17 protein-coding genes are annotated in these 19,386 nt (G+C 65.9%); 8 read left to right on the top strand and 9 right to left on the bottom strand.

The features are described 5' to 3' along the window. Nucleotides 1-41: 41 nt before the first annotated feature. Complete coding sequence (locus BRO63_RS29295; RefSeq protein WP_088143146.1) at nucleotides 42-782, top strand: GntR family transcriptional regulator; 741 nt, start codon at nucleotides 42-44, stop codon at nucleotides 780-782. Nucleotides 783-824: 42 nt separating this feature from the next. After that, complete coding sequence (locus BRO63_RS29290) at nucleotides 825-1,628, top strand: N-acyl homoserine lactonase family protein (RefSeq protein ID WP_088143145.1); 804 nt, start codon at nucleotides 825-827, stop codon at nucleotides 1,626-1,628. A 32-nt stretch (nucleotides 1,629-1,660) separates the two neighbouring features. Here the strand turns inward: BRO63_RS29290 and BRO63_RS29285 are convergent, their stop codons facing one another. The 4 genes from BRO63_RS29285 to acnA are packed head-to-tail and all read right to left on the bottom strand — an operon-like array spanning nucleotide 1,661 to nucleotide 7,511. Further along, nucleotides 1,661-2,653 (bottom strand): CobW family GTP-binding protein, encoded by a 993-nt coding sequence (locus BRO63_RS29285; protein WP_088143144.1) that lies wholly within the window; start codon nucleotides 2,651-2,653, stop codon nucleotides 1,661-1,663. A 7-nt stretch (nucleotides 2,654-2,660) separates the two neighbouring features. Then, nucleotides 2,661-3,386: an isochorismatase family protein gene (locus tag BRO63_RS29280; protein ID WP_059378098.1), complete on the bottom strand. Its 726-nt coding sequence runs from the start codon at nucleotides 3,384-3,386 to the stop codon at nucleotides 2,661-2,663. A gap of 33 nt (nucleotides 3,387-3,419) precedes the next feature. After that, nucleotides 3,420-4,781, bottom strand: coding sequence for a dihydroorotase (locus tag BRO63_RS29275; RefSeq protein ID WP_088143143.1), 1,362 nt, complete (start codon nucleotides 4,779-4,781; stop codon nucleotides 3,420-3,422). A 30-nt stretch (nucleotides 4,782-4,811) separates the two neighbouring features. Beyond that, nucleotides 4,812-7,511 carry an aconitate hydratase AcnA gene (acnA, locus tag BRO63_RS29270; protein WP_088143142.1) on the bottom strand — a complete coding sequence of 900 codons (2,700 nt, stop codon included), beginning with the start codon at nucleotides 7,509-7,511 and terminating at the stop codon, nucleotides 4,812-4,814. A 298-nt stretch (nucleotides 7,512-7,809) separates the two neighbouring features. On the opposite strand from acnA, the gene BRO63_RS29265 reads away from it, so the two are divergent. The 5 genes from BRO63_RS29265 to BRO63_RS29245 are packed head-to-tail and all read left to right on the top strand — an operon-like array spanning nucleotide 7,810 to nucleotide 12,027. Beyond that, nucleotides 7,810-8,532: a GntR family transcriptional regulator gene (locus BRO63_RS29265; protein WP_088143141.1), complete on the top strand. Its 723-nt coding sequence runs from the start codon at nucleotides 7,810-7,812 to the stop codon at nucleotides 8,530-8,532. A 22-nt stretch (nucleotides 8,533-8,554) separates the two neighbouring features. Further along, nucleotides 8,555-9,451 (top strand): isocitrate lyase/PEP mutase family protein, encoded by an 897-nt coding sequence (locus BRO63_RS29260; protein WP_088143140.1) that lies wholly within the window; start codon nucleotides 8,555-8,557, stop codon nucleotides 9,449-9,451. 10 nt (nucleotides 9,452-9,461) lie between these two features. Further along, the gene (locus BRO63_RS29255; RefSeq protein ID WP_088143139.1) at nucleotides 9,462-10,181 is read left to right on the top strand and encodes an SDR family NAD(P)-dependent oxidoreductase; all 720 of its coding nucleotides are present in this window, start codon (nucleotides 9,462-9,464) and stop codon (nucleotides 10,179-10,181) included. Beyond that, entirely contained in the window at nucleotides 10,178-10,951 is a 774-nt protein-coding gene (locus BRO63_RS29250; RefSeq protein ID WP_088143138.1) for an SDR family NAD(P)-dependent oxidoreductase, read from the top strand. The genes BRO63_RS29255 and BRO63_RS29250 overlap by 4 nt, the downstream gene beginning before the upstream one ends. A gap of 56 nt (nucleotides 10,952-11,007) precedes the next feature. Beyond that, nucleotides 11,008-12,027, top strand: coding sequence for a Bug family tripartite tricarboxylate transporter substrate binding protein (locus tag BRO63_RS29245; RefSeq protein ID WP_088143137.1), 1,020 nt, complete (start codon nucleotides 11,008-11,010; stop codon nucleotides 12,025-12,027). 52 nt (nucleotides 12,028-12,079) lie between these two features. Here BRO63_RS29245 and BRO63_RS29240 read toward each other — a convergent pair whose 3' ends face one another. Next, nucleotides 12,080-14,335, bottom strand: a complete 2,256-nt coding sequence (locus BRO63_RS29240) for a TonB-dependent receptor (RefSeq protein WP_088143136.1) — start codon at nucleotides 14,333-14,335, stop codon at nucleotides 12,080-12,082. Between the two features lie 325 nt (nucleotides 14,336-14,660). Further along, the gene (locus BRO63_RS29235) at nucleotides 14,661-15,107 is read right to left on the bottom strand and encodes a hypothetical protein (protein ID WP_088143135.1); all 447 of its coding nucleotides are present in this window, start codon (nucleotides 15,105-15,107) and stop codon (nucleotides 14,661-14,663) included. A gap of 354 nt (nucleotides 15,108-15,461) precedes the next feature. Between BRO63_RS29235 and BRO63_RS29230 the strand changes: the two genes are divergently transcribed. Then, a complete protein-coding gene (locus tag BRO63_RS29230) occupies nucleotides 15,462-15,851 on the top strand; it encodes a SecDF P1 head subdomain-containing protein (protein WP_088143201.1) in 390 nt (129 codons plus the stop codon). A 7-nt stretch (nucleotides 15,852-15,858) separates the two neighbouring features. Here the strand turns inward: BRO63_RS29230 and BRO63_RS29225 are convergent, their stop codons facing one another. From BRO63_RS29225 to BRO63_RS29215, 3 genes are read right to left on the bottom strand one after another with little or no spacing between them, the layout of a single operon-like run. Next, entirely contained in the window at nucleotides 15,859-17,721 is a 1,863-nt protein-coding gene (locus tag BRO63_RS29225; RefSeq protein WP_088143134.1) for a sensor histidine kinase, read from the bottom strand. Then, on the bottom strand, nucleotides 17,718-18,428 hold the full coding sequence (locus BRO63_RS29220) for a LuxR C-terminal-related transcriptional regulator (protein WP_088143133.1): 711 nt from the start codon (nucleotides 18,426-18,428) through the stop codon (nucleotides 17,718-17,720). Before BRO63_RS29220 ends, BRO63_RS29225 begins: the two co-directional genes overlap by 4 nt. A gap of 33 nt (nucleotides 18,429-18,461) precedes the next feature. After that, nucleotides 18,462-19,319, bottom strand: coding sequence for an EAL domain-containing protein (locus BRO63_RS29215; protein WP_256943432.1), 858 nt, complete (start codon nucleotides 19,317-19,319; stop codon nucleotides 18,462-18,464). Nucleotides 19,320-19,386: the final 67 nt, after the last annotated feature.

Genomic DNA, 19,386 nt, shown 5'->3' with positions numbered 1-19,386 from the left:
CGCCACTCGAACCCTGCCGCCCGGATAAGCGAGAAATAGCAATGGCCAGCCAGACAGGCGCGGTATTCGAGAAGCCCAGCACTCTGCGCATACGCGTGGAGGAGTTCCTGCGAGCGTCCATCATGGACGGGCGGCTCAAGGGCGGAGAACGCCTGCGCGAGCAAGAGTTGTGCGATCAGCTGGGTATCAGCCGCAGCACCCTGCGCGAGGCGCTGCGCACCCTGGAAGCCGAACGCCTGATCTCCATCGAGCCGCACCGCGGCCCCACCGTAGTGCGCATCACCGAAAAGGCTGCCCGTGACCTCTATGCCCTGCGCGGACTGCTCGAAGGCTATGCGGCGCACGAGTTCGCGCGGCTGGCAAGCGACGCCGACATCGAGCGCCTGGGCAAGGCCGTCGACGCTCTGCACCGCCAGGCCAAGGGCAGCAACAAATCGGCCCTGCTGGCGGCCAAGCGAGAGTTCTACGACGTACTGCTGAGCGGCTGCGATAACGATCTGGTCAAGGATATGCTGCCCGGCCTGCTATCGCGCATCAACCTGCTGCGCGCCACTTCGTTCGCGCGCGCCGACCGCCTGCCCGAGAGCATGGCCGAAATCGATCAGATCTTCGGGCACATCCGGGCCAGGGACCCGCAAAGCGCGCAGAACGCCGCGCAAAGCCATATCGCAAACGCGGAACGCACTGCACTCGAAGTGCTCAAGCGCCAGCAACAAGAGACTTCCCAAAGTGAAGACGAGCGTCCTGCAACCAAAAAGCGGGGCGCCAGCACGGCTGGGTAGCGGCTTCATCCTGCCCGTCCTGCGCGCAACCGGAGCCCTCGCATGACGCTGCCCCACTACGAAGTCTATGCCCTGCGCTACGCCACGGTGGCGCGTAGGCGCAGCCAGAACTTCATCACGCCCCCGGACCCGCACGACGGTCCGATGCCCATGGACTACTTCGTCTGGGTCATCCGCAACGGCCAACGCGTCTATCTGGTGGATACGGGCTTCAACGAGGCCGCCGCCCGGGCTCGGGGACGCGAGTTTCTGCGCTGCCCGATAGAAGCGCTGGGAAAACTGGGCATCACGCCCGCGGACATCCGCGACGTCATCGTCACGCATCTGCACTACGACCATGCGGGCAACATCCGAAAATTGCCGCAAGCCCGCCTGCATCTGCAGGAAAGCGAGCTGCATTACGCCTGCGGCTGCAATATGCGTTTCGACATGCTGCGCCACGCCTATGCGGTGGAAGACGTGGTCGACGTGGTGAGGGGCGTGTACGACAAACGCGTGGCGTTCTACCACGGCCATGACGAAATCGCGCCGGGCCTGCAGTTGCTGCACATCGGCGGCCATACCCGCGGACTGCAGGCGGTGCGCGTGCATACCGTGCGCGGCTGGATGGTGTTGGCGTCGGACGCCAGCCACTATTACGACAACATGGGCCGGGACGCACCGTTTCCCATCGTCGACAACGTCGCCGACATGCTGGCGGGCTACGAGATCCTGCTGAAATTTGCGGAATCGCCCGACCACATCGTGCCGGGGCACGATCCCCAGGTCAGGACGCGGTATCCGGGGCTGGCCAGCGCGGATGCGGAAGTGGTGGCGCTGCATCTGGGCGGCGGCGCGCACCCCTGAACGCTGGCGCTTCGCACGTCAGCGGCGCGGCGTCACAAGCCGAGCGGCCGAATCGCCTCGCGCACGTCCTCCGCCGACATGTCCTGCACGATCATGACCATCGCGCCCGCGCGCTCCGCGCCCCCCGCCCCCGCGACTGGCTCCGGCACGGAAAAGACATGCCGCACGCCATGCACGGCGCGCAGGGTCCCGTCCGTCCAGTGCAAGAGCCCCTTCGCACGCAATAGCCGATCGCCGACCTGGCGCTGCATATGCCTGGTCCAGCGCGCGTAGTCCTCCCAGCCCACTGGCCGGCTCTGTGTGTAGGCATAGGACACGATTCCGTAGCGCAACACGTGCGCCAAAGGCCCCGCAGTTGGCGCCGCGCTCAGCGCCGCGGCATCCAGATGTTCGGCGCGCAGTCCGTCGAACAGCTCGGGCGCATCCTCATCCACGGTGTCCGGCGACACCGCGCGGATGGGTGCGCTGGCGTTATAGCCGCGCAACACGACGCGCAGGGCGCCGATGGCGGCCTCATCGGCCAGATCGGCCTTGGTCAGCGCGATGCGGTCGGCGATGGCGATCTGGGTGCTGGCTTCGCGGTACGCGTCCAGCGCAGCCATGCCATGCAGCGCGTCCGCCGTCGCCACCACGCCGCCGAAGCGATAGTGGCGGGCAATAAGCGGATCCGCCGCCAGCGTATTGATGACCGGGCAGGGATCCGCCAATCCGGAGGTTTCCACCACCACCCGCGTGAACGCGGGAATCTCGCCGCGCTGGCGTCGGTAATAGAGCGACTCCAGCGTGTCCTGCAGCGAACTGGTCGCCGCGCAGCACAGGCAGCCGGAATCCAGCAGCACCACGTCGGTATCGTCGGCGCGGCCCACCAGCATGTGGTCCAGGCCGATCTCGCCGAACTCGTTGATGATCACCGCCGTGTCGGCAAAGCGCGGGCTGCGCACCAGGCGCGACAGCAGCGTGGTCTTGCCGCTGCCCAGAAAACCCGTCAGCAGGTAGACCGGCAACGGTCCGGCGGTCATGGACATGGGCGGCTCAGGCCTGTTCCGCGGCGGGCGCGGGCAGGTTGCGCAGGTAGTCCTGTACCTCGCGCGACGGAATCACGTCGGCATACTTGCAGTTCAGGTCAAACAGGCTCATGGCATGGCTGGCCTGGAAACGGTCGAACGCGGCCTCTTCGGGAATGATGACCTTGAAGTTGTACGAATAGGCATCCACCGTGGTGGCGCGCAGGCAGCCCGAAGACGTGCAACCCACCAGGATCAGCGTGTCCACGTCCAGGAAGTTCAGGTGGCTCATGAAGATGGTGCCGAAGAAGCAGGACGGCTTCTGCTTGGTGATGCGGATGTCCTGCGGCCGCGGCGCCAGCGGCTCCACGGTCTGCGTGGCGTGGGTATTGGCCAGCACGGTCTTCTCGCCACCGCGATGGTTCTTGCCCACCTGCACGCCGCTGTCCAGCAGATCCGCGCGGCGGCCGCTTTCGGTATAGAAGACCGGAATGTTCTTGTCGCGCGCCAGCTCCAGCAGCGGCACGATATGCGCCACCGCATCCCAGGCCTCGCGGCCGCAATGGGTGCGGTACTGCTTCAGTCCTTCCAGGATGTCCTGGGGCGTATCGCCGCAGAAGTTGTACTGCACATCGATGATGAACAGGGCCGGACGCTTGCCGAAGCCGCCGCGCTTGCCATAGCCGGCCTGCGCCAGCACCTGCTTGTCGCGCTCGGTCAGAAAATCGTCCCAGATTCGCTTGGTTTCGCTCATGGTAGTGCCTGCCAGATGGAGAGTAGGTTCAGTTCAAAGACGCTTGAGATAGCGGCCGCCCGGGTTGCTGCGCGCGGCATCGGTGATGCGGCCGTCCAGCGCCACGGTGCGCCCGCGCACCAGGGTGCGCACGGGCCAGCCCTTCAGGGTCATGCCCTCGTAGGGCGAGTAATCGGAATTGGATTCGAGCGTGGCGGGATCGACGGTGCGCTCCAGGTCGGGGTCCACCAGCACCAGGTCGGCGTCCTTGCCGATCTCGATGCTGCCCTTGCCCGGCATTTGATAGATGCGGGCGGAATTCTCCGCGCTGACCTTCATCAGCGTTTCCAGCGGCACGCCACGGCGGTGATAGCCTTCATGCAGCAGAATCGGCAGCATCAGGCCGGTGCCGGGGAAACCGTTGCTGGCCGCCCAGATGTCGGTGTCCTTGGTGGCGCGCTTACGCGGCACGTGGTCAGTGCCGATGGTGGTGATGGAACCGTCCAGCACGCCCTCCCACATCGCGTCCACATCTTCCTGCCCGCGCACGGGCGGGTTAACCTTGGCATAGGTCCCGGCGGGCGATTCGTCGTTCAGGAACAGATAGTGCGGGCAGGTCTCGACATAGATGGGCGGCGCGTCCGGCGTGCGCCGGTGGCGCCGCGCCTCGTCCAGCGCCTCGCGGCTGCTCAGGTGCACGATATTGACCGCGGCGCCGGTCTTGGCCGCGAAGTAGCAGACGCGGTGTACGTTTTCCGCTTCCAGGAAGTCCGGGCTCTGCTCGTTCCAGGCTTTCAGGTCGTCGCGGCCGGCGGCGCGCAACGGATCCCGCAGGACGGGAATCACTTCGACGTTTTCGCAATGCACGCCCATGATCGCGCCCGGGATCGCCGCGGTGGCGCGCAGCGCCGAATACAGCAGGCCGTCATCGATGTCGGTAAAGCCCTTGGACAGGCCCGCGGCGCCCTTGTACATCATGTAGAGCTTGTAGGAATTCACGTTGAAGCGGCGCGAGATTTCCTCCAGCGTCTCCACGTGCAGATTGCTGGTGATGCCGAAATGAAAGCCAAAATCCACGCAGCTTTGCGACAGGGCGCGGTCACGCACCTTGTCAAAAGACTCGCGGATGTCCGCCGAACGGTGGAAGGACAGCACGGAGGTGGTTCCACCCAGCGCGGCGAAGCGCGATTCGGTTTCGAAGTCGGTTTCCGGCGAGCCGAAGCCGAAATGCACGTGCGGATCGATCAGGCCCGGCAACACCCAAAGACCCTGGCAGTCTATGGTTTCGCGTGCCTCCAGCGGGGTGCCCGGCTCGGCGATGATCGCGATGCGGCCGTCGATGACGCCCAGCACCCCCTCGGTCAGCCCCTGCTGCGGCAAATACAGTCTTGCATTGGTAAGTAAGAGATCCAGCATGATGTCGTGTTTCCCGGGAAATGCGCGTTATCAGCAATGGGCCGCGTTCGCGGCCGCCGTATCGTTCAAGAAGCCATTGAGGACGCTGGCGGGGATGCCGCCCTCCGCCATGAGTTTGCGTTCGGCGTGCGTAAGCACTTGCGCCTGGACCAGGAAGACGATGCGGCGCTCGCCGTCCTCGGCGATGACGGTGATGGGTTCGCCCTCGAGCACCCCATTGGCCACGTTCTCGAACCGCAGGATCTCCGCTCCGGTCAGGCCCAGCTGGCGCCAGCCCTCGCCCGGCGCAAAGGCCAGCGGCAACACGCCCATGCCCACCAGATTGGCGCGGTGGATGCGTTCGAAGGACTCCGCGATCACGGCGCGCACGCCCAGCAGCGCCGAACCCTTGGCAGCCCAATCGCGGCTGCTGCCCATGCCGTAGTCCTTGCCGCCCAGGATCACGCTGGCCACGCCCTCGGCCCGGTAAGCCTCTGCCGCGTCGACCACCGCCATGTCCTGGCCGTCGGGAAAATGGCGGGTCACGCCGCCCTCCACGCCCGGCACCAGGGAATTCTTGATGCGAATGTTGGCGAAGGTGGCGCGCGTCATCACATGATGATTGCAGCGGCGCGCCACATAGGTATTGAAGTCGCGCGGCGCCACCCCTTTGGCGATCAGGTAGACGCCTGCCGGCGTATCCGCCGGGATCTCGCCGCTGGGCGAGATATGGTCGGTCGTCAGCGAATCGCCGAAGGCGCCCAGCACGCGGCCATGCGTCAGGCTGGATTCCAGATCGGCCAGCGCATCGCGGCCCGGCTCGGTCTTGAAGAATGGCGGTTCCACCAGGTATTGCGATTCCGGGTCCCAGGGAAAGCGCAGGCCCGAGGGCGCGGGCAGATCGCGCCAAATCGCGCTGTCCAGGTTCGCCGGGTCATAGACTTCGGCGAACAGGGCGGGATCCGCGGCCAGCGGCAGCAAGGCCGTTATCTCTTCCTGGCTGGGCCAGACGTCGCGCAGATAGACGGGCGCGCCATCGGCGCCCGGCCCCAGCGGCTCACGCTCGAAGTCCAGATCCATCCTGCCGGCCAGCGCGTACAGCACCACCATGGCGGGAGAGCCGATGTAGTTGGCGCGCAGCAGCTTGTGGATGCGGCCTTCGAAATTGCGGTTGCCGGACAGCACCGCCGCAGCCACCAGGCCGCCCTCGGTGATGGCATCGGCCGCCGCCGTATCCAGGGGACCGGACTTGCCGCCGCAAGTGGTGCAGCCGTAGCCGATCACGTGGAAGCCTTGCGCCTGCAAGGCCTGCAGGAGGCCGGCGGATTCCAGATAGCGCGTCACCGCTCGCGAGCCAGGCGCCAGCGAGCGCTTGACCCATGCCGGCGGCTTCAAGCCCAGTGCCAGCGCCTTTTGCGCGACCAGGCCGGCGGCCAGCATCACGCCAGGATTGGACGTATTGGTGCAGGAGGTGATGGCCGCCAACGCCACGGAACCGTGGCCCAGGACGGCGCGGCTCGGCGGATGCGCGGCCAGGGAGGCTGCGTCCATGCCGAATCCGCCTTCGGCCAGCGGCTGGCCCAGGCGGCGGCGGAAATCCGCCGCGACCTCGCCCACGTCCATGCGGTCCTGCGGTCGGCGCGGACCCGCCACGCTGGGACGTGCCGCGGACAGGTCGATCTCTATGACGCGGCTATAGGCGGGCGCCGTTTCCCCGGCATTGCGCCACAGGCTGTTGGCGTGCGCATAGGCTTCGATCAGCGCCAGTTGCTCGTCACCACGCCCGGTCATGCGGGCATAGTCCAGCGTGCGCCCGTCGATCGGGAAGAAGCCGCAGGTGGCGCCGTACTCGGGCGCCATGTTGGCGATGGTGGCGCGCTCTGGCACGCTGAGCGCTTGCACGGCGGGTCCGAAGAACTCGACCATGCAGCCCACCACGCCCGCCGTGCGCAACTGCTGCGTGATCAGCAGGGCGGCGTCGGTGGTAAGCGCGGGCGCCTCGATGGCGCCACGCAGCCGCACCCCGACCACTTCTGGAATCGGGAATGTGTAGGCGTGGCCCAGCAGGGCCGCCTCGGCGTCGATGCCGCCCACGCCCCAGCCCAGCACGCCCAGGGCGTTGACCATGGGGGTATGGGAATCGCCGCCGATGACGAAATCGGGATAGGCCCAGTCGCCATCGGCCCGGGACTGGCGCGCGACTACCGGCGCCAGGTACTCCAGGTTGACCTGATGGATGATGCCGATGCCCGGTGTGATGACACGCAGTCCCTTATAGGCCTGTTGCGCCCATTTCAGAAACCGGTAGCGTTCGTCGTTGCGCTCGAATTCGCGGCGCAGGTTGCGCTGCACCGCGCCCTCGTCGCCCCAATGGTCGACCTGCAGGGAATGGTCCACGATCAGGTCCACGGGAATCCGGGTGTCCACCTGCGCCGCGTCCCCGCCGGCCTGGGCCACCGCGTCGCGCAACGCCGCCAGGTCCTGCAGCACCGGCAGGCCGCTGGAATCCGGCAGGATCACCCGCGCAACATGCAGCGGCAGGTCGGCGCCGACGTGCTCGCGCCAGTCCCAGAGCCTGCCGATCTCCTCTTCGGGCACGGCCGCGCCCCAGGCGCGATGACGCAACAGGTTCTCCAGCAGCACGCGGATGACATAGGGATATGCGTGGATGTCGCGCCCTGCCGCAAGAGCGGCGGCGGACAGGTCCGCGTAGCGCAGCGTCCTGCCGCAACAGGGGAAAGACTGGATCATGGCAGCGGTAATCGGGAAAATCTCAACTTGGGTCATCTTACGGCCTAGGAAATAATAGTGTCAACACTATTGCCTGGGCATATCCGAACACTAGACCCAATAAATACAGTTCAGAGAAGAGCCAAAGAAAGTGTAGATAGCTGACCGAACCTCTCTCGCCTAGGGATAACCCGAAAATACTTCGATAAAATAGGCGAATTACCCATGATATCGATAGCAGTCCAGCACTTCGCTCACAACAAAGACAACTCCAAAAGAGTTGACACTTTTTAAATTCCTTTGATAGGCTGTCAACACTATGAACACCGCCACGATCTCCATCGCCACCAAGGAAGACGCCTCCGGCCCGCTGGCCGACGTGGTGTTCGACCAGGTGCTGGACGCGATTTACCAGGGCCGGCTGGCTCCGGGCAGCGTCATCAATGAAGTCGCGCTGGCGCAAGAATTCGGCGTCAGCCGTGGTCCGGTTCGGGAGGCCGTGCGCCGCCTGCAGGGTATCCAGCTGATCACGCGCGAGCCCTACATCAAGGCGCGCGTGGTGACGCTGTCGGCAGAGTCCGCGCTGGAACTGTTCCAGATGCGCATGGCGCTGGAAGGCGTGGCCTGCAACCTGGCCACCCGCCGCATGAGCGACGACGAAATCGCGCAATTGCTGGCCGAGCTGGAACAGGACCGTCAGCGCCGCCTGGAAGCGGCGAATGGCGGCGCGTCCGCGCCGCGGGTCTTCGACTTCCATGAGCGCATCGTGCGGGCCAGCGGCAACAACCGCATCATCAATGCCCTTTGCGGCGACCTCTACCACCTGCTGCGTGTCTACCGCCGGCATTCCGGCACCGTGCTGGAACGCAAGGACGACGCCTACGCCGAACACTGGCAGATCCTGCGCGCGATCCGCGCGCGCGACGCCGAGTTGGCGGAATCGCTCATGCGCTCGCACATCGAACGCGCGGCGCAACACCTTTTTGAACATCTGGCCGAAGGGGCGTCCGGCATCGCCGGGCACCCTGTCTCGGCTGCCTGACATTCCTTTGGAGCAGTACGACATGAACAACCCGCGCCACCAGTTCCGGCAATTGCTGAAGAACGAACCCTTCATCGTCTCCCCCGGTGTGTACGATGGATACAGCATCCGCCTGGTCGAGGCCGCGGGCTTCAAGACCGCCTGCACCAGCGGCGCCGCCGTGTCGAATGCGCTGCTGGGCGTCGCCGACATCGGCGTGATGGGCCTGTCGGAAAACGTCACCCATTGCCGCCACCTCGCGCGCTCCGTCGCCATTCCCCTCACGGCTGACGCCGACACCGGCTACGGCAACCCGGTGAACGTCTACCACACGGTGCAGATGTTCGAGGAAGCCGGCGTCGCTGGCATCAACCTCGAAGACCAGGTCAGCCCCAAGCGTTGCGGCCACATGCCCGGCAAGGACGTGGTGAGCGAGGCGGAAATGGTCAAGAAGATCGAGGCCGCCTGCCTGGCGCGGCGCGACGATGACTTCGTCATCATCGCCCGCACGGACTCCCTGGCGATCGAAGGCATCGAAGGCGCGGTCAAGCGCGCCCGCGCCTATGCCAAGGCCGGCGCCGACATGCTGTTTCCCGACGCCGTGCGCACCGAGGACGACATCAAGCGCCTGGTCGACGCCGCCGGCATCCCGGTCAGCATCAACATGGGATTCGGCATCCGCAACCGCCCCACCACGCCGCTGATTCCGCTGCCCCGGCTGAAGGAAATCGGCGTCAAGCGCATCAGCCTGCCCCGCATGCTACCCGCCGCCGCCATCCACGGCATGCGCCAGGCCTTGCAGGTCATGCAGGGCGTGATTGCCAGCGGCGAGCCTGCGGACCGCCCCGACCTGCTGGTCGGCATCGAAGACATCATGCAGCTGATGGGCTACGAGCAGATGCGCGCCATGGAAAAGCGCCTGACGACGCTGGCTGACTGAGTACCCGGCCATGACTGAGCGGAATGCGCAGGCGCATTGCGTCCTGACGGGCTCATCGTCCGGCATCGGCCTGGCGCTGGCCGAGCTGCTGCTGGCGTCGGACTGGCGGGTGACGGGCGTGGACATCGCACCTGCAGCCATCCTGGACCACGGGCAGTATCGCCATCTGCGTTGCGATCTGGCCGACCCCGCCGCCTTGCGTGGCCTGTGCGCCCTGCTGGACGACTGCGCCCCGACCGCGCTGGCGCATTGCGCCGGCGTGGTGCGCACCGGCGGCGCGCTGGATACGCGGCCAGAAGACACGGAATTGCTGTGGCAACTGCATGGGGCCGCGCCAATGGCGCTGGTCCGCGCGTTGGCGCCGCAATTGCCGGACCGCCGCGGCCGCATCGCGCTGGTGTCCAGCCGCGCCGTGCTGGGGCGCGCCCATCGCCTGGCCTACGCCGCGACGAAGTCCGCACAGATTGGCCTGGCGCGCAGCCTGGCGGCCGAACTCATCGCCCGCGGCATTACCGTCAACGTAATCGCGCCCGGCGCGGTCGACACCCCGATGCTGCACGACCCGAAGCGCGGCGCGCCGCCGCGGGTGGACCTGCCGCTGGGACGCCTGATCGAAGCGCGCGAAGTGGCCGCGGCCATCGCCTTCTTCCTGGGCGAGCAGGCCGGCGCCATCACCGGACAGACGCTCTATGTCTGCGGCGGCGCCTCGCTGGGAGCGATGCCGCTATGACGACGACCGGCATACCTGCACTGAACGGCAAGACCGTGATCGTGACCGGCGCGGCCGGCGGACTGGGCCAGGCGATTGCAGCCCACTGCCTGCTTGCCGGCGCCCGCGTGGCCCTGTTGGACCGGGATCCGGAACTGCTCGCGCACTGCCGCCGGACACTGGACGCGCCGGATGCCCTCGTGCTGGCGCGCGCCTGCGACGTGACTGACGCGGACGCCACCCGCGAAGCCGTCGAGCAAACTGTCGCGCGCTGGGGCGCCATCCACGCCCTGGTGAACAACGCCGCCACCGTCACGCCGAGCAACAAGATCGCGGACTTGACGCTGGAACAATGGCGGCAGGCGCTGGACGTGAACCTGACCGGCGCATGGCTGATGAGCAAGCACGCCATCCCTCACATGGCGCGGACCGGCGGCGGCGTGGTGCTGAACATCGCGTCGCAGCTGGGCAGCGTCGCCGCGCCAGGCCGCGGCGCCTATGGCGCCAGCAAGGCCGGCCTGATCGCGCTGGCGCGCGTCATCGCGGTGGACCATGGGGCCGACGGCATCCGCGGCCTGAGCCTTTCTCCGGGCGCGGTGCTCACCAGCAGGCTGGTCGCACGCTACGGCAGCGCGCAAGCGGCCAGCGCCGCGCTGTCGGCCAAGTATCCAGCCGGACGCCTCGGCACCGCCGCCGAAATCGCCCAAACGGCAGTTTTCCTGATCAGCGATGCCGCATCGTTCATCACGGGCGCGGACATACGCGCGGACGGCGGATACACCGCGCTCTAGCGCAGCCGCCGCCAACTTCACGCAAGGCTTACATCACACTACAAGGGGCTTGAACCATGAAGTACTCGACCATCTCCGCAACTCACTCGCGGCCGACCACCCGCCGCACCATTCTGGCACTGTTCGCCGGCGCCATCGGGCTGGCCGCCGCTCCCGCCTTCGCGCAGGGCACGGACAATTTCCCCACGCGCGCAGTCACCATCGTCGTGCCCTTCCCAGCAGGCGGCGCCACCGACATCACCGCGCGCCTGGTGGCAGAGGGACTCTCCAAGAAGTGGGGACAACCGGTCGTGGTGGAAAACAAGCCCGGCGCGGGCGGCAACGTCGGTTCGGAGTACGTGGCGCGCGCCGCGCCCGACGGCTACACCCTGGTGCTGGGCGTAACGGGCTCGCATGGCATCAACACCTCGCTCTACAAGAACATGCGCTATGACCCGGTCAAGGATTTCGAGGCCATCACGCAAGCCACGCTGTATCCCAACGCCATCGTCGTCAACAACGACGTACCGGCCAACAATCTGCAGGAACTCATCGCCCTGCTGAAGAAGCCCGACGCGCACTACTCCTACGGTTCGGACGGCAACGGCACAGCGTCGCACCTGGGCATGGAACTGATCAAGAACCAGGGCAAGTTCGAGATCTCGCACATTCCTTACCGCGGCAGCTCGCCAATGGTGACCGACCTGCTGGGCGGCCAGATCCAGGTGGGCATTACCGGCCTGCCCGCCGTGCAGGCCTATGCCAAGAGCGGAAAACTGAAGATCGTGGCCCTGACCACGGGCGAACGCTTCGCCAGCGCGCCCGACTATCCCACGGTGGCCGAACAAGGCTTCGCGGGCTATGCCGCGCCGCCCTGGTCGGGTTTCTTCGCGCCCAAGGGAACGCCCAAGCCGCTGGTGGAGAAGATCTCGGCGGACATGCGCGAAGTCATGGCCGATCCGAAGACCAAGGAGAAGATCGTCGCGTCCGGCAGCGAATTCACGCCGTCCACGCCAGAACAGTTCCAGGCCTTCGTGCAGCAGGAAATCGCGAAGTGGGCCGAAGCCGTCAAGATCTCCGGCGCGCGCATCGACTGATCCGCAAATCCGCAGCGCCAGTCCCGCAAGAGCGGGGCTGGCGCGCTGCGCGTCAGTTGTACCGGAACGTGGCGGTCAGCATCGCCGAACGGCCCGGCGCCACATAGCTGAACAGGCCCACGTGCGAGGCCTCGTAGATGGTCTCGTCGGTCAGGTTGTTCAGGTTCAACTGCAGGCCGAAGTTCTTGTTGAACTGATACGCCGCCATCGCGTCGTAGCGCCAGTAGGAAGGCAGCTGATAGACGTTGGCGTCATCCACATAGCGCTTGCCCGTGTAGGTGGCGCCCGCGCCCACCGTCAATTCAGGCAGGAACTTGTAGGTCGTCCACAGGCTGGCGCTCTGGCGGGCAATGAACTTCATCTGATTGCCGCTGAAGTCGGTGCCGCCGCTCTGGTAGCTGGTGACCTTCGGGTCCATGTAGCTGTAGCCGCCCCAGACCTGCCACTTGGGGGTGATGGATCCCGCCACGCCCAGCTCGATGCCGCGCACGCGGTTGCTGCCGGCCAGCGTCACGTCGCCGGTGATGGGATCGGAGCTGCGCGCGTCGGTCTTGCGGGTTTCGAACACCGCCGCCGTCAACGACAGGCGCTCGTCGAACACATCCCACTTGGTGCCCAGCTCGATGCTGCGGCTCTTCTCGGGCGCCAGGGCCGCGGTGCCCGCGGTCAGGCGGCCGCCGGCCGCGCCGTCCGCGCCACCGGACTGGCCCGCCGTTTCGCCGGAAGGGTTGGACGAGGTGCCGTAGGACACGTAGATGCTGCCGTTGGGCGCGGGCTTGTAGACCAGGCCCAGCTGGTAGTTCCACATATTGTCGGTGCGCTCGACATTGCCGCTGGTCACGCGGTAGTTGTCATAGCGCAGGCCGGCATTGGCTTCCCATTGCTCGCTGAACTTGACGGTGTCGAACACGTAGGCGGCGCGCGTGATGGTCTTGGCGGCGTCGTAGCGCGGGCCCCAGCTCAGGCTGCCGGTGTAGGGCTGGCGGGGATTCGGGTTGTACAGGTCATCCACCAAGGTCTTGTCGAAGCCGCCCGAGGGCACGCCGTCGCGCTTGCTGATCGTTTCGGTGCTGAACTCCAGGCCGGCCACATAGCTGTGGCGCAGGCCGCCGGCGGTGAATTCGCCGAACATGTCGGTCTGGTTGATGAAGGAGCGGTTGGTCTGGTTCAGGCTGCGCAGCGCTTTGCTCATCTGCACGCCGTCAGCCTCGTTCGAGCACGGCGCCACGCCATAGGCGGGGTTGGGCCTGCCGCCCACGCGCGCCGCGCAATTGTCGAAGGACGGGCGCGTCATCACGTATTCGTTGGTGGACTCGCTGTAACGCGTGCCGTTGCGCAGCTTCAGCTTGTCGCTGAACTTGTGTTCGACCATCAGGGTGGTCATGTCGGCCTGGTTCTTGCGGTAGTCGCGGCCGATCAAGCCGTAGTAGTTGTCGCGGTCCACTTTGGGCGGCGTGACGCGGTCCGGGCGCGACTCGTTCTTGAACGGAATGCCCAGGTCGGGCGTGTCGTCGTTCTGCAGGTGGTAGTAGCTGAGCGTGACTTGCGTGGGCGTACCCAGGCCCCAGGAGAACGAGGGGGCCACGCCCCAGCGGTCGGTCTCGACGTGGTCGCGGCCCGGGATGTCGCCGCCCTGCTTCATGAAGTTCAGGCGGAATGCCGAGCTTTCGCCCAGCGCCCAGTTGCCGTCGCCGGTCAGGCGCCAGTTGTCGTCGGTGCCCACGCCGACGGTGCCTTCCGCAAAGTTCTCCAGCTTGGGGCTCTTGCTGACCAGGTTGATGCTGCCGCCGGTCGAACCGCGGCCGGAATAGGCGGAGCTGGGGCCCTTCAGGATCTCGACCGACTCCAGGTTGAAGGTCTCGTGCGAGAAGCGGCCCAGGTCGCGCATGCCGTCGACCATCATGTCGGTGCTGGCTTCGTAGCCGCGCACGAAGGGCCGGTCGCCGGTGGGCGTGCCGCCCTCGCCGGCGCCAAAGGTGATGCCCGGGGCAGTGCGCAGCACGTCCATCAGCGAGGTGGCCGCACGGTCGCGCATCAGCTGTTCAGTGATCACGGTGACCGAACGCGGTGTGTCCAGCAGGGGCGCCGTCATCTTGGGAGAGGAAGCGATGTTGGCCTCGTAGCCATCGCTGACCGCCTGACCCTGCACGTGCACCGGCGACAGTTCATGCACCGCGCCTGGCGCCACGCTGCCCTGCGCCAGGGCCAGGCCTGGCGACATCAGCGCGCCGCACATCGCTGCATAAATGGAGGCCGAAGTATTCCCACCGGCCTTGGCGTAGGCCGTCGATGTATCTGCTTTGTTCATTGGACTCTGTCGGAAACCGCCCCGCGGCGGCTGCGCTATCAGCGCGGTCTGGTTTTTTTAAGAGTGCCAATGATATTCATTCCTATTTTTACATTCAACAAATAGTCAGTTTTTATTCAGAAAACTGTCAATTTTGTGAAATTCGATAGGAAAAACAGGCCTAAGTGCGGCGCAATAGCAACAACTTGGGCGCACCAATCCGCTACCAGCATGCCGGCTTCAGTAGGTATCCGCAGGCTTCATGCATTAAAAATGCCCCTTTTCTCAGATTTCAAACTATCTGAAAAAAGGGGCTGGACTGGGTGGCTCCCGCCTCGCGCCAGCCTTACAACGAGTATCGATACGTGCAGTTCAAGGTGGCCTTCAACGGGGTATTGCCCTGCACGCCCGATACGCTGGACGGGCGCGGCGCCAACAGCTTGGCCTGGAACTTGCCGGCGTCGTCGCCGTTGTCTTGCCGCTTCACCGTCATGCTGGACGGGATGGCGTACAGCGTAAGCGGCTGGTCCTGCGTCACCACCACCAGCGTGAATACGGACCGCGCAAAGTCCGCCACCACGAAACCCTGGTTCGCATTCGAGTCGAACGTCAGGCTGCCGTCCGTGTAGCTCAGCTTCAGCTGCATTTCCTCGGACGATGGTGATGGGATCGCGCCTTCCAGTTTGACCTTGCCGCTTTCGGAAACGCAGTTCAGTTCGGCGGGCGCCGATCCCGCGTGGGCGACACCGCTCAACAACAAGCAGGCCGCAAGCCAAATTCCTCGCACTGCCATGAGACTCTCCTTCGTGGGACCCGGTCTTGATCCGGGATCATTACGCAATATCAGTGTGCGCTTTCGTCCGCCGGCTTCCCTCGGCACCCCGGCGGCGTCAAGGCGGATCGCCGACAGGCAACGCGCGACGATGACGCTAGGCAAGGCCGCTGCCCTTCCGACGCTCTTTGAATGGATCGCGACGGCCGTTGCCGCGCTGACCCTCGCGCCGCGAAGCATAGCGCTCATTGCACACGCGCGCTCGTCCCACTTGGCCCGGCCTTGCATCGCGCCGCGCGACATACGCTAGGATGTAGGAACCGCCCGAGCCCTCGGATGGGTTCGGGCCAGGATGTCCATCAGAAGGAGCCTGCCATGCCATCAATGAGACAACTCGCCCGCGCGGCCGCGTTTGCCGCTTTGTTGCCCTGCGCAGCATACGCCGAAACCGTCGTGCTGCAGGTGGCGCGGGCCACCGCCGGGGCCGACCCGCAGACCTCGGCCAGGACAGTGGATGTCGAGCTGAAGCCGGAAAGCCGCCAGGCCCTGGCCGACTTCACCCGCGACCGCGTGGGCAAGCGCATCCAGCTGCGTTCAGGCGGCGTGCTGCTGTCCTCCGCCACGCTGCGGAGCCCGCTGGAAGGCGACAGCTTCCGCATCACCGCGGGCGAACATGGCTTTGCCGGCAAGTCCGCCGAAGAGATCGCCCAGAGCATCATGAAAAGCGGCGGGCTGACGGTGGACGACGAAAACACGGCCCAGTAGCCGGGCCTCAAGCCTGCGGCGCGCGCAGCTCCAGCGTGGCCGTCAGCACCGTCTGCCCCGGCCGCGAGGCCACGTCCAGCGCGCCCCCTACCCTGGCGATGCGGGTATGCATGCTGCGCATGCCCACGCTAATGCCCGCGCGCAGCACCGCGGCCACGTCAAAGCCAGCGCCATCATCCTCGATGCGCAGTTCCAGGCAGTCGAATTCAGACTGCCGCAGCTCCAGCTCCACGCGCCGGGCGCGGCTGTGCTTGAGCACATTCACCAGCGATTCCTCCACCAACCGTGTCAGCGCCATGCATTGCAAGGCGCTGGGCGGCGTGCGCCACACCTCGGGAACCCGCCAGCTGGCGCTGATGTCCAGCTCGTCGAACAGCTGCATGAAGCGGTGGCGCAAGGGCGCGATCCATTCCCGCGGCGTGGCCGGCACCTTTACCCCCGCGCTGGAGCCGCTGTCTATGGTCTGGCGCAGGTCATCGCGCAGCAGCTTGAGCATCGACAGAAACTGCTGGCTCTGCAAGGGTTCGTTGGCCTGCTCCACCATGGCCATCATGCGCACCAGGGAGCCGCCCAGCCCATCGTGCAGATCGTGCGCAATCTGCAGCCGGTCCTGCAGCCGGGCGTTCGCCAGCGCCAGTCCATGTTCGCGCTCCAGCGTCGTGGCAAGTTCAGTGCGCGCCTGCTCGATGCCGTCGGCCAGCTCCTGGTTGAAACGCTCGATGCGGCGCACACTGCGCGCATGACGCAGCCCCAGCACGGCGGACATGCACAGCGTGACCACGACGCTGGTGAACGGCGTATATGCACTCTGGCTGTCGGTGAGCTTCAACACCCGCAGCAGATCATGGACGCTGGCGGCAAGAAAGATCAGCAGGCACACCGCCAGCATGCCGTGCTCCGGCCGGCGGGTCCGCCACGCATGCACCTGGAACTGCAGGCAATTGGCGAAGAAAATCGCCGACACGATCAGCACGACCCCCAACTGCACCTCGGCCAGATACGCCTGCGGCGCGAAGGCTTCGATCCCCAGCAATACGGCGGCCAGCGTCCACAGCGCCTTTTCGACGCGCGGCAACGACTGCCCGCCGAAGCGCCACGTGAAGATGCAAAAGCACACCACGTACAACACCAGGACCATGATGTTGGCCCGGGCCAGCATCACGCTGTTCGGGAACGGCCAAGGACTGGTCATCAGCACATTGGCGATGAACAGCACCCAGAACAAGGCCATGAGCGCGTACCAGCCATAGGTGCGTTGCTCGCGGCGCATAAGCCAGATGCAGAAGCACAGCCCGCCCATGACGGCCGAAACGATCAGGTTGAGCGTGAACAGGGTGCGATTGCGCCACCACAGGTCTTCGTACTGCCGCAGCACCTGCCATTGCCCGCCCAGATGGACGGGACCCAGGCCCGGTGACTGCCCCGCCACGCCGACCACCCGGATCCACAGCGTGTTTTCACCTGGACGCACCAGCGCATCGGGAATCAGCCAGTAGCGCGGCATGTTCCAGCTGCGCGAAAGCGGCTCGGTCAGTTGCAGATCGCTCCAGATGCGTTCGTCATTGATGTAGACCTCGCCCGCCATGATGATGGATTCCAGCGCCAACGCCACCTGCCCGGCGGCCCCGCCAGCGCAATCGCGCCGCCAGCCGATCCGGTACCAGGCGGTGCCGCTGTATCCCGGCCAGCGGGCGCTCCAGTCATCGGGCAGCTCGACCGTCCGCCATTGCGCCGACTCGGGCCGCGCGCCGTCGTCGCCGCCCCGGGCGACCTGGACGGAAAGCACCTGCGCGGTACAGGCGGCAGCGGGCTCCTGTGCCCATGCCGGCGCCAGCCACAGCGCCAGCCACAGGACGGCCAGCCACTTCAATCGAGCAAGCCGCGCGTGCGCGCCGCGTGTATGGCCCGGGTCCGCGAAGAAACGGCGAGCTTGCGGTAGATGTGCTTGACGTGGCATTCGACGGTGTAGCGCGACAGATGCAGTTCTTCGGCGATCTCGCGGTTGCCCAGCCCCTCGGAGACCAGGCGCAGGATCTGGCTTTCGCGCGGGCTCAGGGTTTCGCCCGGATCAGCGGACTCGCCCGGATCCTCTGCCGCCGTGCCAGACGGCTCGACTCGCCGGGGACGCAGCTCCTCGATGATGCGGCGGGCCACGAAGGGATCAATCGGCGCGCCGCCCCGCAGCACGCTGCGTATGGACAAGGACACCTCCAGGTCGTCACGTTCCTTGAGCACGTAGCCCGTGGCGCCCGCGCGCAAGGCGGCGAGAATCGCGTCCTCAGTGCTCCAGGCGGAAATCACCAGTATCGCCAGGCTTGGATCTTCCGCGTGCATCTCGGCGATCAGATCCGTGCCGTTGCCATCGGGCAAGCCCAGATCGACCAGCGCCAGCGCGAACGGCTGGTTGGCAAGCCGCTCGCGCGCCTGCGCCAGCGTGGCGGCAAACACCAGCGCCTCTGGCGCATACCCGAGTTGCAGCAGCAGGCCCTCCAGCCTGCGGCAGATCAGGGGTTCGTCCTCCACCAGCAGCACCGGGGCAGGCAGGGTCGACTCGGAAGCAAGCATGTGGGCGGTCATCGGATGAGAGCGGGCGGAATTGCCCAGCCTGAACTATGTCTCAGCCGGGCGTAACCGCATATCCCTGGAAGTTGGTATTTTCACAGGAATCAGGCCTGGGCGCGCCTGCCGTGCGCGGTTTTCGAGAAACTCGGAAAGCACGATAGGCGGGGACAGCACATAGCCCTGCCCATGGCTGCACCCCATGGATTGAAGCAGGGCGATGTCCGGCGCGCTTTCAATACCTTCGGCGATCACGCGCAGGCCTAGACTCTCGCCCAGCAGGACCGACAGGCGCGTGATTTCCCTGGCTTTCCTGTCGCGGCGGATGCGGCGCACGAAGCGCCCGTCGATCTTCAGCTCGGAGATGGGCAGCGCGTTCAAGAGCTGCAAGGAGGCGTAGCCGGTACCAAAGTCGTCCATGCTGACTTGGCAGCCGGCGCGGGCGAATTTCTTCAGGGACTTGCGCAGCGGTTCGAGGCGGGTGACGGGCTGGTCTTCGGTCAACTCGATCCGGAACCGCGCCAAGGGAATGTTCGCCGCGCCGGCATGGCGAGCCAGGGCATCAACCGCCTCGCCGCTGGACAAGGTCGAGGCCGAGGCGTTGATCGCCAGAGGCACGTCGATCCCCTGTTCATGCAGCGCCTGCGAGGCAGCGACGGCCAGGCGGCATATCTGTTCGAAAAAGGGCAGGTCCACGCCGAGGCGATGGACGGCGGGGACGAATTCGGCCGGCCCGATATCGCCCCGGGTCGGATGCTTCCAACGGGCCAGGCATTCCGCAGCGACCATTTCGCCATTCAGCAGATTGAACTGCGGCTGAAGTACGACGCTCAAGCCGTCTCCGCGCTGTGCCATCAACATGACTTCTCTGTCGCCAAGCTGCTGGCCTTGCGCTGCTGCGCGTTTCATACTTCATTCCTGGTGGGCTGGGGACGAAAATCGGATTCCATCACTCTACGGCGCTTCGGGAACGAAA

This window comes from Achromobacter xylosoxidans, from assembly GCF_002192695.1.
Taxonomy (GTDB): domain Bacteria; phylum Pseudomonadota; class Gammaproteobacteria; order Burkholderiales; family Burkholderiaceae_B; genus Achromobacter; species Achromobacter xylosoxidans_C.
This window is presented reverse-complemented; position numbering and strand designations above follow the sequence as displayed.

Excerpts from the sequence above, each read along its gene's own strand:
- BRO63_RS29295 (WP_088143146.1), top strand. The coding sequence starts at position 42 with ATGGCCAGCCAGACAGGCGCGGTATTCGAGAAGCCCAGCACTCTGCGC.
- BRO63_RS29290 (WP_088143145.1), top strand. The coding sequence starts at position 825 with ATGACGCTGCCCCACTACGAAGTCTATGCCCTGCGCTACGCCACGGTG.
- BRO63_RS29285 (WP_088143144.1), bottom strand. The coding sequence starts at position 2,653 with ATGTCCATGACCGCCGGACCGTTGCCGGTCTACCTGCTGACGGGTTTT.
- BRO63_RS29280 (WP_059378098.1), bottom strand. The coding sequence starts at position 3,386 with ATGAGCGAAACCAAGCGAATCTGGGACGATTTTCTGACCGAGCGCGAC.
- BRO63_RS29275 (WP_088143143.1), bottom strand. The coding sequence starts at position 4,781 with ATGCTGGATCTCTTACTTACCAATGCAAGACTGTATTTGCCGCAGCAG.
- acnA (WP_088143142.1), bottom strand. The coding sequence starts at position 7,511 with ATGATCCAGTCTTTCCCCTGTTGCGGCAGGACGCTGCGCTACGCGGAC.
- BRO63_RS29265 (WP_088143141.1), top strand. The coding sequence starts at position 7,810 with ATGAACACCGCCACGATCTCCATCGCCACCAAGGAAGACGCCTCCGGC.
- BRO63_RS29260 (WP_088143140.1), top strand. The coding sequence starts at position 8,555 with ATGAACAACCCGCGCCACCAGTTCCGGCAATTGCTGAAGAACGAACCC.
- BRO63_RS29255 (WP_088143139.1), top strand. The coding sequence starts at position 9,462 with ATGACTGAGCGGAATGCGCAGGCGCATTGCGTCCTGACGGGCTCATCG.
- BRO63_RS29250 (WP_088143138.1), top strand. The coding sequence starts at position 10,178 with ATGACGACGACCGGCATACCTGCACTGAACGGCAAGACCGTGATCGTG.
- BRO63_RS29245 (WP_088143137.1), top strand. The coding sequence starts at position 11,008 with ATGAAGTACTCGACCATCTCCGCAACTCACTCGCGGCCGACCACCCGC.
- BRO63_RS29240 (WP_088143136.1), bottom strand. The coding sequence starts at position 14,335 with ATGAACAAAGCAGATACATCGACGGCCTACGCCAAGGCCGGTGGGAAT.
- BRO63_RS29235 (WP_088143135.1), bottom strand. The coding sequence starts at position 15,107 with ATGGCAGTGCGAGGAATTTGGCTTGCGGCCTGCTTGTTGTTGAGCGGT.
- BRO63_RS29230 (WP_088143201.1), top strand. The coding sequence starts at position 15,462 with ATGCCATCAATGAGACAACTCGCCCGCGCGGCCGCGTTTGCCGCTTTG.
- BRO63_RS29220 (WP_088143133.1), bottom strand. The coding sequence starts at position 18,428 with ATGACCGCCCACATGCTTGCTTCCGAGTCGACCCTGCCTGCCCCGGTG.
- BRO63_RS29215 (WP_256943432.1), bottom strand. The coding sequence starts at position 19,319 with ATGAAACGCGCAGCAGCGCAAGGCCAGCAGCTTGGCGACAGAGAAGTC.